Annotated in this window: 15 protein-coding genes; 7 read left to right on the top strand and 8 right to left on the bottom strand. The window is 36.3% G+C overall.

What is annotated here, in order from left to right:
- The first annotated feature begins 679 nt into the window (after positions 1-679).
- From BJ095_RS12675 to BJ095_RS12665, 3 genes are all read left to right on the top strand, one after another.
- Positions 680-1,462, top strand: a complete 783-nt coding sequence (locus BJ095_RS12675) for an amino acid ABC transporter substrate-binding protein (RefSeq protein ID WP_107935590.1) — start codon at positions 680-682, stop codon at positions 1,460-1,462.
- Positions 1,463-1,586: 124 nt separating this feature from the next.
- Positions 1,587-2,243: an amino acid ABC transporter permease gene (locus tag BJ095_RS12670; RefSeq protein ID WP_107935588.1), complete on the top strand. Its 657-nt coding sequence runs from the start codon at positions 1,587-1,589 to the stop codon at positions 2,241-2,243.
- Between the two features lie 12 nt (positions 2,244-2,255).
- Entirely contained in the window at positions 2,256-3,002 is a 747-nt protein-coding gene (locus BJ095_RS12665) for an amino acid ABC transporter ATP-binding protein (RefSeq protein WP_107935586.1), read from the top strand.
- Positions 3,003-3,259: 257 nt separating this feature from the next.
- On the opposite strand, the gene BJ095_RS12660 is transcribed toward BJ095_RS12665, so the two are convergent.
- The 5 genes from BJ095_RS12660 to BJ095_RS12640 all read right to left on the bottom strand — a co-directional run bounded on the left by BJ095_RS12660 (position 3,260) and on the right by BJ095_RS12640 (position 6,752).
- Positions 3,260-4,048 (bottom strand): class I SAM-dependent methyltransferase, encoded by a 789-nt coding sequence (locus BJ095_RS12660; RefSeq protein ID WP_107935584.1) that lies wholly within the window; start codon positions 4,046-4,048, stop codon positions 3,260-3,262.
- Positions 4,036-4,467, bottom strand: coding sequence for a BrxA/BrxB family bacilliredoxin (locus tag BJ095_RS12655; RefSeq protein WP_107935582.1), 432 nt, complete (start codon positions 4,465-4,467; stop codon positions 4,036-4,038). Before BJ095_RS12655 ends, BJ095_RS12660 begins: the two co-directional genes overlap by 13 nt.
- A gap of 76 nt (positions 4,468-4,543) precedes the next feature.
- Positions 4,544-5,740, bottom strand: a complete 1,197-nt coding sequence (locus BJ095_RS12650; protein ID WP_107935580.1) for an MFS transporter — start codon at positions 5,738-5,740, stop codon at positions 4,544-4,546.
- Positions 5,741-6,161: 421 nt separating this feature from the next.
- On the bottom strand, positions 6,162-6,341 hold the full coding sequence (locus tag BJ095_RS12645) for a hypothetical protein (RefSeq protein ID WP_107935578.1): 180 nt from the start codon (positions 6,339-6,341) through the stop codon (positions 6,162-6,164).
- A gap of 63 nt (positions 6,342-6,404) precedes the next feature.
- Positions 6,405-6,752, bottom strand: a complete 348-nt coding sequence (locus BJ095_RS12640; protein WP_107935576.1) for a hypothetical protein — start codon at positions 6,750-6,752, stop codon at positions 6,405-6,407.
- A 115-nt stretch (positions 6,753-6,867) separates the two neighbouring features.
- Between BJ095_RS12640 and BJ095_RS12635 the strand changes: the two genes are divergently transcribed.
- The gene (locus tag BJ095_RS12635) at positions 6,868-7,494 is read left to right on the top strand and encodes a LysE family transporter (RefSeq protein ID WP_107935573.1); all 627 of its coding nucleotides are present in this window, start codon (positions 6,868-6,870) and stop codon (positions 7,492-7,494) included.
- Between the two features lie 29 nt (positions 7,495-7,523).
- Here BJ095_RS12635 and BJ095_RS12630 read toward each other — a convergent pair whose 3' ends face one another.
- Together BJ095_RS12630 and BJ095_RS12620 are read right to left on the bottom strand one after the other, a co-directional pair.
- Entirely contained in the window at positions 7,524-8,888 is a 1,365-nt protein-coding gene (locus BJ095_RS12630) for an amino acid permease (RefSeq protein ID WP_107935571.1), read from the bottom strand.
- 1,390 nt (positions 8,889-10,278) lie between these two features.
- A complete protein-coding gene (locus tag BJ095_RS12620; protein ID WP_107935569.1) occupies positions 10,279-10,830 on the bottom strand; it encodes a GNAT family N-acetyltransferase in 552 nt (183 codons plus the stop codon).
- 92 nt (positions 10,831-10,922) lie between these two features.
- On the opposite strand from BJ095_RS12620, the gene BJ095_RS12615 reads away from it, so the two are divergent.
- From BJ095_RS12615 to BJ095_RS12600, 3 genes are all read left to right on the top strand, one after another.
- On the top strand, positions 10,923-11,126 hold the full coding sequence (locus tag BJ095_RS12615) for a hypothetical protein (protein ID WP_107935567.1): 204 nt from the start codon (positions 10,923-10,925) through the stop codon (positions 11,124-11,126).
- 17 nt (positions 11,127-11,143) lie between these two features.
- Entirely contained in the window at positions 11,144-11,437 is a 294-nt protein-coding gene (locus tag BJ095_RS12610; RefSeq protein ID WP_107935565.1) for a spore coat protein, read from the top strand.
- Positions 11,438-11,768: 331 nt separating this feature from the next.
- A complete protein-coding gene (locus BJ095_RS12600) occupies positions 11,769-12,404 on the top strand; it encodes a pentapeptide repeat-containing protein (protein WP_107935561.1) in 636 nt (211 codons plus the stop codon).
- Between the two features lie 70 nt (positions 12,405-12,474).
- On the opposite strand, the gene BJ095_RS12595 is transcribed toward BJ095_RS12600, so the two are convergent.
- Positions 12,475-13,077, bottom strand: coding sequence for a hypothetical protein (locus tag BJ095_RS12595; protein WP_107935559.1), 603 nt, complete (start codon positions 13,075-13,077; stop codon positions 12,475-12,477).
- Between the last annotated feature and the right edge of the window lie 97 nt (positions 13,078-13,174).

Raw genomic sequence — 13,174 nt, 5'->3', positions numbered from 1 at the left:
CTTTTACTAGGTTATTTAACATCTATGTGCTTCACTGACTAATTCACATAGTAAGGGAGTGTCTTAAAATTCATTGAGACACTCCCTTTTTTGACGAAATCTTGCTCTAAAGAGCTACTTTCTAGTTACATTTTATTTCTAAAATTAGACAAGGGGTATCCGATTATTCGGATACCCCTTTAGTATTTCTATGGAAAAATATAAATAAAGAATGTCTCTACCCTATCATCAGGGGAATTTTATAATATAATGCAACCTCGTGCATTTACCAACCGCGGTAAAATTCCACTAAACGCTTTCTAACCTAAGCAACGCAAACCCTACCTACTTTTGCGTCCTTGCAAGCCTCAACTTGCGCCAGTGTGAATAAGTATCTTTAAAAACTCTAGCGAAACGCCAAATTTATTTACATCAAACCTAAAAATAACATAAAACTACTATAACATATCTTAAGTGTAAAGTAAAACCCATTGATAGCTACTTCCCATATATACATTATGTAATAGGAAGTTTATATTTTTCTGAACAATTTGTTTTTATTTTATACAATCCGACCTTTATTGACACAAATCTAGCAATATGCTATCCTTTAACACGTTAGTAATTTAGTGAGTGAAAGCGTTATTCACAATTAAATAGATAAATAAAATAATATAAACAACAAGGGAGACAGATTATTATGAAACGTAAATTTTCACTAGTTTTTATCCTAGCATTAATTTTAACGGTAGTTGCCGCTTGTGGAGCTGATGACAAATCAGAAGGTGCTTCTGGTAAGGATTCCTTAATTATTGGTATAGATGACACGTTTGCGCCGATGGGATTCCGTGATGATAACAACGAAATCGTAGGATTTGATATTGATTTAGCTACTGCTGCTGCAAAGCACATGGATGTAGACGTAAAGTTCCAGCCAATTGATTGGTCTACAAAAGAATCTGAATTAAGCAGTGGACGTATTGATTTAATCTGGAATGGCTATACAGTTACAGAAGAGCGTAAACAAAAAGTCTTATTTACAGAGGCCTATTTAGAAAATGCTCAAGTTGTGATGACTTTAGCCGATTCAAAAATTACTTCATTAAATGACCTTGCTGACAAACAGGTAGGCATACAGGCTTTATCTTCAGCATTAGATGCTTTAAACGCTAATCCTATCAGTGAAAAAGTAACTTTAAATGAGTATAAAGATAATGTTTTAGCTTTGACTGATCTAAAAGCAGGTCGTGTAGAAGCAGTTGTAATCGACAAAGTTGTTGGTGAATACTTCATGACTCAGCAAGCTGATACCTTCAAAATTTTAGAAGAATCCTTAGCGCCTGAACAATACGCTGTTGGTGTGAAAAAAGGTAATGAAGAGCTTCTAGGAAAAGTACAAGCTGCTTTAGATGCTATGAATGAAGATGGCACTTCAGCTGAAATCTCTACAAAATGGTTTGGCGAAGACATTGTACTCAAATAATTTCACAGACTAATTAAATGAAAATCACTTGATAAGAGTTTCCATATCCATGTGAAGCTCTTATCTTTTTGAATCTAAGATCGAATTACAACACGATTTTTTAACAACTCGAGGAGGAAATACAATGGTTGAATATTGGAATAAGATTATTTGGCCAATGCTTGAAGGAGCTCAAATGACGGTACTCCTTTTCTTCATTGCAATAATTGTTTCAATTCCACTTGGTTTCTTGCTTACTTTAGCAGTAAAAAGTAGCTTTAAACCATTATCGTGGCTTGCTCAGAGCTATATAACTATCATGCGTGGGACACCACTCTTATTACAGCTTTTATTAATTTGCTTTGGTTTACCAATGCTACCAATTATCGGCGAGTATTTAGTATTCGATCGCTTTGTTGCAGCATGTATCGGATTTGTATTAAACTATGCTGCTTATTTTGCAGAGATTTTCCGCGGAGGATTACTTGCTATTGATAAAGGGCAATACGAAGCGGCTCAAGTGTTAGGCTTATCAAAATGGCAAACAACCACTCGTGTAATCCTGCCACAAATGTTCCGTGTTGCTTTACCAGCTGTTTCAAACGAATCTATTACCCTTATTAAAGATACTGCCTTACTTTACGCAGTTGCGGTACCAGAGCTTTTACACTTTGCACAAACAGCTGTAAACAGAGACTTTACCATTGTTCCCTACTTCATTGCAGGGGTTATTTACTTAATCATGACGTTAATCTTAACTATGTTCTTTAAATGGCTAGAACGTCGATATAAATTTGAATAGAGGTGAAATAGCATGTCACTAATCCAGGTTTCTAATTTAAAAAAATCCTTTGGTACAAACGAAGTACTCAAGCAAATTTCCTTTTCACTAGAAAAGAATGAGGTTGTTGCAATTATCGGTCCATCTGGATCCGGTAAAAGTACATTATTACGTAGCTTAATCAATCTAGAACAAATCAATGGTGGGAGCATCCAAATCGACAATGATTATTTAGTACACGATGGAGTTTACGTAAAACCTAATGATATTAAAAAAGTAACTGGCAAGATGGGGATGGTATTTCAGCATTTCAACCTATTCCCCCACCTAACTGTAAAACAAAATCTTGAAATGGCACCTAAGCTACTAAATCATCAACCAGCTATTGAAATTGAAACCCATGCAAAAGATTTGTTAGATAAAGTAGGTTTAACGGAGAAGGCGGATGCCTACCCTTCCAACTTATCTGGTGGACAAAAACAACGTGTTGCTATTGCTCGTGCGCTCATGTTAAATCCAGATATCTTATTATTTGATGAACCAACTTCTGCCCTAGACCCAGAGCTAACAGGAGAAGTATTAAAAGTTATGAAGGATTTAGCAGAAGAAAGCATGACAATGATTGTAGTTACCCATGAAATGGGCTTCGCAAGAGAAGTTGCAGATCGCGTTGTCTTTATGGATGGCGGAGAAATCATTGAATCTGGCATCCCAAAAGACTTCTTCTCTAACCCACAAGCCGAGCGGACAAAAATGTTTTTACAGAGGAATTATAAGTAGATAGAGTAGTGAAGAAAACTTTGATTTTCTTCGCTACTTTTTTGTTTTAGTGTTTTTGACGGATATGAGGATTGTGTGGGGGTTTTGAGATGAAGCTTGTTACGTATCAAGATTTTCTTATAATGAGTTTCAAGAACCGGATGAAAATCGTTTCACTCCTTACTCCTTCTCCAAACAAGTTTCATTCATATTCCTCAAAATAAAAAAAGAGATGAGAACGCCAACACCGCTCTCATCTCCTACTGCTTTCAAATTCACTATTCCTTAACCAAAACCCCATAATGAAACTTGGAGGTTAAGCGTATTTCTCTTTTAAATCCGAAATCCTCAAAAAATGTTGACCGAAAGTGTGCTTTTAAAACGACTCGTTTTCTAGCTACTCGTAATGCCTCGTCTACCCATTCCTGCGAAAGCTGTACATGACTGCCGGCTTCACGGAGTGCTTCAAAATTGTTGGATTCTTCGATAACCTCTTCAAACATGGGATCCATGTATACTATATCAAAGGAGTTATCCTTTTGTTGTTTTAAATACTCTATTGCTTCACTTTGGACAACTTCAATATGACGCATACAGCTAGTTAGGGGTAATTCAGTAGTATCATAGGTTTTCATACCGTTATCGACAATAAATGCAACATTTTCATCATCCTCTAGCCCCACTACTTTACCAGTTTCTCCTGCTATAAACGCAGCTAGCATTGCGTCAGCACCCATGCCTAATGTGCAATCCAAGAGGGAATCTCCCACAGCCATGTTACATGCTTCCAAGAATGGGTCTGTCTCTCCCCTTGCAACTCGCTTTAAACGAAAAGCTGCAGAATTAGGATGAAAAAAGAAAGGTGCAGTTGCACCTTTCGGATAATATTCATAACGATTTTTACCAGCAACAATGATATTTGCATCAAATTGCTGACTGATTTTCGTAACGGACCTTTTATTACGAGGCTCGAAACGGATATTTAATTTCTCACAAGCTTTTTTTGCCAGTGTCATAGATAGGTCATCTGGTCGACCAGCAGTTGTAACAAGAGTTATTGTGCACATGCTTGCTTTAATACACCTGTTAAATGCTCAGTAATTTGTTCTACTGGATAGCCTTCGATTTGATCACGAGGGATGAAGTACTCTAATTGCCCATCTCTTAACACTGCAATAGATGGTGAACTAGGTGGTACTTCTTCAAAGAATCCACGCATAGCCATTGTTGCATCCTTGTCTTGACCAGCAAAAACTGTAGCCTGATGATCTGGTTTTACTGCTTCAACAGCTTGGCGAACTGCTGGACGTGCTAAACCGGCAGCACATCCACAAACAGAGTTAATTACTACCAATGAAACTCCTTTAGCAGAAGCCATAAATTCATTTACAGCATCAGGAGTTGTTAATTCGGTAAAGCCTGCATCTACCAATTCTTGGCGCATTGGTTGCACAATGCCCTTCATATATTCATCATAAGCGTTCATAGTATCTACCTCTTTCATATATACTCACTAATCCTTATTATACCAATACAACATTTGTAATTTCAAAGTTTGTGCCTTACTTTGTTGCGCTTACTGTTTCGGCAGGTTGCTTGAGTACTGGTTTTTTCCATACTAAAGCAATTCCTAACGCGACTGCTAAAAATACAGTTGCTAGATAATATGGATAGTCAACATCAATATCAAATAGCATACCACCCAAAATTGGACCAATTGCATTTGCAAGTGAAGTAAACATAGAGTTCATGCCACCAACAAAGCCTTGGTCATTTCCTGCTATTTTGGATAGATATGAGGTTGCAGCCGGACGTATTAAATCGAATCCAACGAAGCACATCGTAATAACAAAAATAATCATTAAATAACTAGACACTTGCGTGATAGCAAATACAAAAATTGCTGAAATTACAAGGCAAAGACGAATTAACTTAATTTCACCCCACCATTGTGTCATTCGATCGAATAGTAAAACCTGTGATAATGCACCAATAAGAGCAGAAACAGTTATTACAATCGCAATATCTCTCGGTTCAAAGCCAAATTTATGGTCTGTATATAAGCTAATAAACGATTCCACCACGGCTAGACCAAATGATGAAATAAATAATATTAAAAAGGCAATTAAGAACATTGGAATTAAGATCTTCTTTAAAGGAGATTTCGATTTAGCATGTTCCACAACTTCTGGTTGCTCCGTACGTTCAGGCTCTGTTAAAAATAGTATCGATAACACAGTAGCGACTACACCTAACACAGCTGCGGCAAAGAATGGCACACGTGTACCTATTTCAGCAAGAAAGCCCCCAACACCTGGTCCAATAATGAATCCTGTACTAATTGCAGCAGACATGTAGCCCAGTGCTTTTGGTCTTGTTTCCATAGTTGTTATATCGGCAATGTACGCCATTACAGCTGGCATGATAAATGCTCCACTAACACCGCCTAAAATTCGTGAAATAAATAAAACTTCAACTGTTTTACCTAATCCAAATAATAGCTCCGAAACAGCAAAGGTAGCGAGCCCCAATATTATCATAATCTTGCGACCATATTTATCGGCAAATCGCCCTGCAATTGGTGATAATACAAGAGATGTTAACGCAAATGCGGCAGTTAAATAACCGACAACAGTTCCGGAAATTTGTAATTCATTCATGATTGTAGGCAACACTGGAATAATCAAGCCAATGCCTAAAAATGCGATAAACAAATTCCCTAATAAGATTGCTAAAACAACCTTTGTATTTTTATTCATAATAATACTCACTTTCTTTTAAATTCTCTCTAAAGCCTTTTTTTATACCTGCGTATGTTTTGATTAAAAAATCATCCTTTCATTCCCCCAACAAAAGAAAATCGATTTTTATAAAAATCCCTTCATACACATAAAAAATGTACAAATGCCTACTCTCTAAGCATTGTACATTTAAATAAGAGCTCAACTTTAACTATATCTAAATTAGACGTCCAAGCATTTAATATGCCTTCAGACTATATATTGATTCAGAATGCAAAATTCCTCTCTTCGATAGTATAATACAGGATTGACATAAATAGCTAACCATTTTATTTTTTTCTTAAATAACACATTAAAAGAGCGCTTATTCCTATTATCGGAATAAACGCTCTTTTTAGGCCAAACTTAGTTCAGAGTTAAATTCATTTTTGGTTTTTAATTAACAACCTTCACAGTTGTCGTCGTTTTGGTTTTGGTTATTACGGTTGCGGTTGTTGAAGCTTGCTTCATCAGCAAATTCCTCTTGGTTGCGGTTGAAGTCTAAATCCTCCGCGAACTCTTCACGATTGTTGTTTTGGTTTTGTTGATGACGATTATTATTGTAGTTTCTTTTTTCCATTGTCACTCACCTCCGTCTTTTTATTTTGAGTAAAATCGCTTTATTTATGCGTTTTAATTTTAATCATTCTTCACTTTTTTTCTCATCCTTACTAGACACCTTCTTATTGATTCCACGATAAATCTGAGTAACCATTGTTCCTTGAACAACATGCTCAAGGAACAATTTTCCGACTAGTTTTAAATATTCATCATCATCAAACATTTTTCTATCCTGAAATTCCATCTCGGCTAGTCCATCGTAAGTTGCCATAATGGCGTAAGTATAATCGTATCCCGTAATAGGAATTAGCACTTCTACCTCATGATCATAAGAATCATTTCGATATTTTTTGATTTCCTGTAAATTCTCGATTGCCTCTTTAAATTTATCTTGTTTAATTTCAAAGGTTTGATATACATGAACAGACATTGTTTCTACTCCTTGAATGTATTTAGAATTTAATAAGCATTAATAGTTGTCCTACTTCTGCTCCATAACGAATAAGATGGTACAAACCATTTTTAGTTACTAAAGGAGTTTTGAAATGAGTGCTTTTTTCGGATATGTCATACTAGGGATTTCGCTTGCAGCTCCAATAGGTCCTGTAAACGCAGCTCAAATTACGAAAGGAATTTATGGTGGATTCGGACATGCTTGGCTAGTCGGTTTAGGTGCAATGTTAGCTGACGCTATTTATATGGCCATAGTATATTTGGGTGTTTTTCATTTTCTTGAAACTCCATTTATGCAAACATTACTTTGGTCATTCGGTTGTTTTGTACTGATTTACACCGGCGTAGATAGCATTATCAACGCAAAAAAAGAAATCAAGATGAATAAGATGAAAAACGATTCACTTAAAAAATCATTTTTCTACGGTTTTTTACTTTCTATTACTAATCCATTATCGATGATGTTCTGGTTAGGTATCTTTGGTTCAGTATTGGCCAAAACCGTTACTACCTACGATCTTGACCATGTGATTTTATATAGCCTTGCAATTTTCGTTGGGTTATTTATATGGGATGTTACTATGGCTTTTATTTCAAGTAGCTTCAGAAAGGTTTTAACAGCAAAGCTTCTAGGTTTGATTTCGGCAATTTCAGGCCTGTCCCTTATTGGCTTCGGGTTATATTTTGGTGTACAAGCCATTAAATTATTGTTTTTCTAACATACTTAATTTTGCTTTCTGAATGTCTGCTAAATTCCACGAGGCAGCTCATTCTTGTTCTTTTTCTTCCCTTTTCTCATAAATAAAATAACAACTATAACAAGTACTATGAAAATTACACTTACAAAAAAGCCCATACGATTTGCTTTATCTACCAAGGTTCCACTTACTGCAAGTAGTATAAGGAGCATGGCTAAAAATCGCTTTACATGATCAAACTTTGTCGCTTTTATAAGCTTAGGAAAAGAAATAAGTATGAAAAACCAATTGTATATAAGCATTAACCCTGCAGCAGTTGTGATATATTCGTAAACTCGATCTGGTACAATGCGTGAGACGATTATAGAAATAACTAACACAGAAATGGTTAATGCTAATGCAAAAGGTGGTACCTTTAATTTACTTTTTTTAGAAAATACCTTTGGCGCATCCCCTTCCTCAGACATTGTAACGAGCATGCTTGTTACAGCAAAAAGTGATGCTGCCATTGTTGAGAAGCCCGCTATAATAACACCTGCATTAAAGACATAGGGGAAAAATGCTAAATTATACTCTGCCAAGGAAATGACAAAGGGACTTTCCTCTGCATTAAATTCATCATAGGCAACTAAGCCTGAAGCTAATATTATTGAGATTATATAAATTGACGTTAAGATAATCAGCATAACAGTAGTAGACTTGATAACCTCTGTTTTCTGTTGGAGCCTAACTGAGAGTATCCCCATGATTTCTATACCACCAAAAGCATAAAAACCAAATATAAGGGATGACCATAAGCCGATCATACCTTCAGCAAAGAACTCATTTGCTGTATTAGGTATATCAAAATCATCTCGATTTCCGCCGAAAAATCCAAATAATACTAAAATCGCTAAGATGATAAACATAAAAATAGCGGCCACTTTCATTACTGCGAATAAGTTTTCGGTTCGTTCAAAGCCTTTTGTTCCGATAAGAACGACAATTATTCCAAGTGTTGCGTAAATTGATGCAAGTATCCAAATCGGTATATTGGGGAACCAGAAGCGAGTTAATATAGAAAGTGCGGTCAATTGACTCCCGGAAATAAGCATTTCGGAGAACCAATATACCCAACCACTACTAAACCCTGCCCATCTTCCAAAAGCTTTTTTAGTATAGGAACGAAATGACCCTTTTTGTGGGTCCTGGATAAACATTTTTCCAAGCTGCTCTGAAACAATCATGGCTGTAATGCCGGCAAGTATAAATGAGATGACAATGGAAGGACCTGTTTTTGAAATACCTATACCCGAACCAAGAAAGTAACCAGTTCCAATGGTACAGCCAACACCAATCAGGGAGAGTTGCCACCATTTCAACTTTCCTCCACCGCTCTTTTCACTTTTCCCTCCTGCACGTGCTGGTATTTCCATCAAAAACTCCCTCCTTAAAATCCTATTTATTATGAGCGATGAAAAAAAGTTTATGCATTTTTTAGATAGGGACTAGAGTTGTTAGTAGAAGTTAATTGGTGTGTTTGATAGTGATGAAGGATTGAGTGTTAGAGATTTGAATTGGGATGGGAGTGGACGTGGCGAGCGTTATTAATCCCCAGTGGAGTGAGTTTACTTTTGGTTTGTCGTAATCATGTTGACTTTGATAGCTTTTGGAGCGGGGTTCTTATTGCTTCGTCGTAATAACATTGGCTTTGCTACCTTCTGAAGCAGGTGTCCTCTTGGATCGTCGTAATATCTCCCGCTTTGCTACTTTTCAAATCAAAATAACTCTTACATCGTCGTAATAACGCTGGTTTTGCTACCTTTTGGAGCGGGTTTCCTGATACTTCGTCGTATTAATGCCAGCTTTGCTACCTGCTGAAGCAGGTGTCCTCTTGGATCGTCGTAATATCTCCCGCTTTGCTACTTTTCTAATCGAACTAACTCTTACATCGTCGTAATAACACTGGCTTTGCTACCTTCTGAAGCAGGTGTCCTCTTGGATCGTCGTAATATCTCCCGCTTTGCTACTTTTCTAATCGAACTAACTCTTACATCGTCGTAATAACACTGGCTTTGCTACCTTCTGAAGCAGGTGTCCTCTTGGATCGTCGTAATATCTCCCGCTTTGCTACTTTTCTAATCGAACTAACTCTTACATCGTCGTAATAACACTGGCTTTGCTACCTTCTGGAGCGGGTTTCCTGATACTTCGTCGTATTAATGCCAGCTTTGCTACCTTCTGAAGCAGGGGTCCTCTTGGATCGTCGTAATATCTCCCGCTTTGCTACTTTTCAAATCAAAATAACTCTTACATCGTCGTAATAACGCTGGTTTTGCTACCTTTTGGAGCGGGTTTCCTGATACTTCGTCATATTAATGCCAGCTTTGCTACCTTCTGAAGCAGGTGTCCTCTTGGATCGGCGTAATATCTCCCGCTTTGCTACTTTTCTAATCGAACTAACTCTTACATCGTCGTAATAACGCTTGCTTTGCTACCTTTTGGAGCGGGTTTCCTCTTGCTTCGTCGTAATAACACTGGCTTTGCTACCTTCTGAAGCAGGTGTCCTCTTGGATCGGCGTAATAACTCCCACTTTGCTACTTTTCAAAGCAAACTACCTCTTGCTTCGTCGCAATCTCCTCGGCTTTGATACCTTTCAAAGCAAATTTCCTCTCATCTTGTCGCAATATCCCCGGCTATACTACCTTCAGAAGCATGGTTCCTCTCGAAAGGTCGTGATATCGGTTCTATTTTGCATCCTTCCCTTAATTCAGAAAAAAAAAAGCGTCCATCCTTTCTCTAGGATCAACACTTTTACCTTCCCTTTATTTACTTTCATATTTTACAATTCCGTAATATACTAAGTCTTCGAAATGACCATCTTTTTTGATTTGGTCGATGAGGATTCCTTCTTTTTTCATGCCTATTTTCTCCATAACTTTACCTGAAGCAGGATTAGAACCAAAGTATCGAGCAAAAACCTTGTGATAATTCTTTATTTCAAAAGCAAATTCCACCATTGCTTGGGCGGCTTCTGTTGCATAGCCCTTTCCCCAGTACTCTTCCCCAACCCAGTAGGCAAGCTCTCCTTGCTGGAAGGTTTCATTATTAGAAAGTCCTATGGCTCCATATAATTCACCACTTTTTTTATCTGTTATCGCAAGCTCATATAATCGATTCGCGTTAAAATTCTCCAGATGCTGCTCAATCCAACCTAAAGCATCTGCTTCCTCATATGGATATGGCAGATATAAGGTACTTTTATAAATATTATAGTTATTGCACAATTTGGCAACTGTTATAGCATCTGATTTTTGGAAAAGCCGTAGTATTAATCGATTGGTAGAAATAGTTTTATTTTGATTATTAAAAATCATATACATTCCCCTTCTTTAAAAATCTAAGATGGATAAAATTGCTTTCTCCAAACAATACTAACTTCATAAATAAATTGTTCGGAGGTGAAATGATGACCGAACTTACGCTTAAGGAACTGGCATTTATTGAAGATGAAATTCGCGCAGAAGAAATTACCGCAAAAACAATGAATTGGTGTGCTGCGCAATGTGACGACCAGGAGCTAAAGAAGTCCCTTGAAGAAATGGCAGAAAAGCATCAGCTAAAAATCGTTGAGCTTTCCCAATACTTCAACAGAACAAAGAATATTCAATAACGTAAAGGGTGAATTAAATGCCAAATAATATTGAAGGACGTGGTTTAACTGACCGCGAAATGCTACAGCTATGCTTAGAGCTAGAAAAAGGACGTTGCCGCAGCGTCAGCAATACTCTGTTAGAAACAACACACCCCAAACTGCGTGAAATTTATGAGCATTGCTTTGAAAATGCTAGTAATAATCAATTTCAGCTCTTCGAGATTATGAACAAAAAAGGCTGGTATAAAACAGAGCTGGCAACTAAAGAACAAATCGTTAATGTACAGGAGCTTATGCAAAATAACCTCCATCCAGATAATCAATTTTGACCAAATGTCAGGTATTCGACCCTTCCTTCGAATACCTTTTTACTTTAATGTAAACCCATAAATGAAAAAACCATTGATAAAGTAAAGCCCGCACTCCAGGCACAACCTAATATTTTTTGATTATGATAACTTTTTCCCTGTTTTACTTTATCAATTAGCTGGACTAAATTATAGAACCATAATATTGAAAAGACAGTTGGTATAATGAACATAAATAACTCCAAACCAATCCCTCCTATTTCTTAGTTTTTATGTAATCATATTTATCACTTCGCCGTCAATCTACAAAATGTTATAGTTTAATAAACTAAAATACGGCGGTGATCCTTATATGAAAATTGATTTCCCTAAAATTCCAGCTGATTTAACAACTAAAAATTTTCATGATATCTTTCATGAAGAAGATCCAGAGTTAGAATATTGCGAGATACAGCATTCTAATTTTGAAAATGAAGTCGTTCATCGTGCTAGATTAACTCAAATGACTATTAAAAATTGCCGATTCAATAATACAGATTTTGAAAATATCGATTTGACTGATGTCTTATTTGAAAAATGTGATTTGTCTAATGCCAATCTAAGTAAGTCCTCTATTCATCGTGTAAGATTTGTAGATTGCAAGCTATTAGGCGTTAATTTTACAGAATCGAGTCTTGGAAATGTACAATTTGAAGATTCAGTTTTAAACCTATCAATGTTTGGTAACTCAAAGCTCGATAAAGTGATTATTAATAATTGTTTATTAAAAAATACGGATTTCTATGATTGTAAGCTTAAAAGTATCGAGCTTAAAAACTGTCATTTAGACGGTGCTAATTTTGAAGAAACCTCTCTAAAAGGCATTGATTTAAGCACTTCTACTTTTGATGATTTAAATGTTTCTCTTTCAAATTTAAGAGGCTGCAAGGTTTCATCAAATCAGGCGATTCAATTTGCTTCATTACTAGGACTGATTATCAAGGATTGATTTAAGCAATATCAAAAATGTCTAGTAAGTTATGTTTACTGGACATTTTTACAATTAAAATTAATTTAATTTAATTCGAAATAACATATATTGCTGGAATTTCTTCAGTAAGCTGAATTTTAGACGCCATCGGGTTTACCGTTTTCCAATGTTCTTTATTGAAGCCTGGTAATGTCGCCATCACATAATAATTTTTGTTGCCAGATGGTGATACTTCCATTTCAATAGTATTATTCTCACCAGGAAGATTCCATTGTTGTAAAAAATATTGTCCGTTTTTTATTAAATAATTCGCTAAGATGAAGTTTCCCTCAATAAGAACTAAACGTACTAAAAAAGTATCTTCCTCATAATTGGCAATTTCCTCAACCTTCACTTCTTTTTCAAGATACTCGAAAGGTGCTTCGATAACTACTGAGTTAAACAATAATTGATCAATCTCATCCTTATTTGCTTTGTCCATTGTAGAATAAGAGGTAAAGGTAACTGTATGATCTGAATCAACTTTATAGTATTCATTTCGGTATTTGTATCCGTTGGCAACAACTCGATATTCATAAGGCTGGTAACCTTCTTCAAGAATTTTAGGTGTTATCTCAAACTCATGCTTTGGGTAGTTCTCCTGTAAATAATCGACTAAAATGCTGTATCGCTTTGCATGCTGCATTTTCACATAGGAGCATTCCTGTTAGAAGGATTTTCGGGGACTTGAAATAAAAAAAGCCCTCTTGTATGATGCTTGAGTGTCAACCGGAAAATTGACTCGAACA

Origin of the sequence: Ureibacillus chungkukjangi, assembly GCF_003217295.1 — a bacterium.
Taxonomy (GTDB): Bacteria; Bacillota; Bacilli; order Bacillales_A; family Planococcaceae; genus Ureibacillus; species Ureibacillus chungkukjangi.
Note: the sequence above shows the minus strand (reverse complement) of the source record. Positions and strands in the feature narration are given on the sequence as shown.

Excerpts from the sequence above, each read along its gene's own strand:
- BJ095_RS12670 (WP_107935588.1), top strand. The coding sequence starts at position 1,587 with ATGGTTGAATATTGGAATAAGATTATTTGGCCAATGCTTGAAGGAGCT.
- BJ095_RS12675 (WP_107935590.1), top strand. The coding sequence starts at position 680 with ATGAAACGTAAATTTTCACTAGTTTTTATCCTAGCATTAATTTTAACG.
- BJ095_RS12620 (WP_107935569.1), bottom strand. The coding sequence starts at position 10,830 with ATGATTTTTAATAATCAAAATAAAACTATTTCTACCAATCGATTAATA.
- BJ095_RS12645 (WP_107935578.1), bottom strand. The coding sequence starts at position 6,341 with ATGGAAAAAAGAAACTACAATAATAATCGTCATCAACAAAACCAAAAC.
- BJ095_RS12660 (WP_107935584.1), bottom strand. The coding sequence starts at position 4,048 with ATGTGCACAATAACTCTTGTTACAACTGCTGGTCGACCAGATGACCTA.
- BJ095_RS12615 (WP_107935567.1), top strand. The coding sequence starts at position 10,923 with ATGACCGAACTTACGCTTAAGGAACTGGCATTTATTGAAGATGAAATT.
- BJ095_RS12610 (WP_107935565.1), top strand. The coding sequence starts at position 11,144 with ATGCCAAATAATATTGAAGGACGTGGTTTAACTGACCGCGAAATGCTA.
- BJ095_RS12630 (WP_107935571.1), bottom strand. The coding sequence starts at position 8,888 with ATGGAAATACCAGCACGTGCAGGAGGGAAAAGTGAAAAGAGCGGTGGA.
- BJ095_RS12600 (WP_107935561.1), top strand. The coding sequence starts at position 11,769 with ATGAAAATTGATTTCCCTAAAATTCCAGCTGATTTAACAACTAAAAAT.
- BJ095_RS12650 (WP_107935580.1), bottom strand. The coding sequence starts at position 5,740 with ATGAATAAAAATACAAAGGTTGTTTTAGCAATCTTATTAGGGAATTTG.
- BJ095_RS12655 (WP_107935582.1), bottom strand. The coding sequence starts at position 4,467 with ATGAACGCTTATGATGAATATATGAAGGGCATTGTGCAACCAATGCGC.
- BJ095_RS12635 (WP_107935573.1), top strand. The coding sequence starts at position 6,868 with ATGAGTGCTTTTTTCGGATATGTCATACTAGGGATTTCGCTTGCAGCT.
- BJ095_RS12640 (WP_107935576.1), bottom strand. The coding sequence starts at position 6,752 with ATGTCTGTTCATGTATATCAAACCTTTGAAATTAAACAAGATAAATTT.
- BJ095_RS12665 (WP_107935586.1), top strand. The coding sequence starts at position 2,256 with ATGTCACTAATCCAGGTTTCTAATTTAAAAAAATCCTTTGGTACAAAC.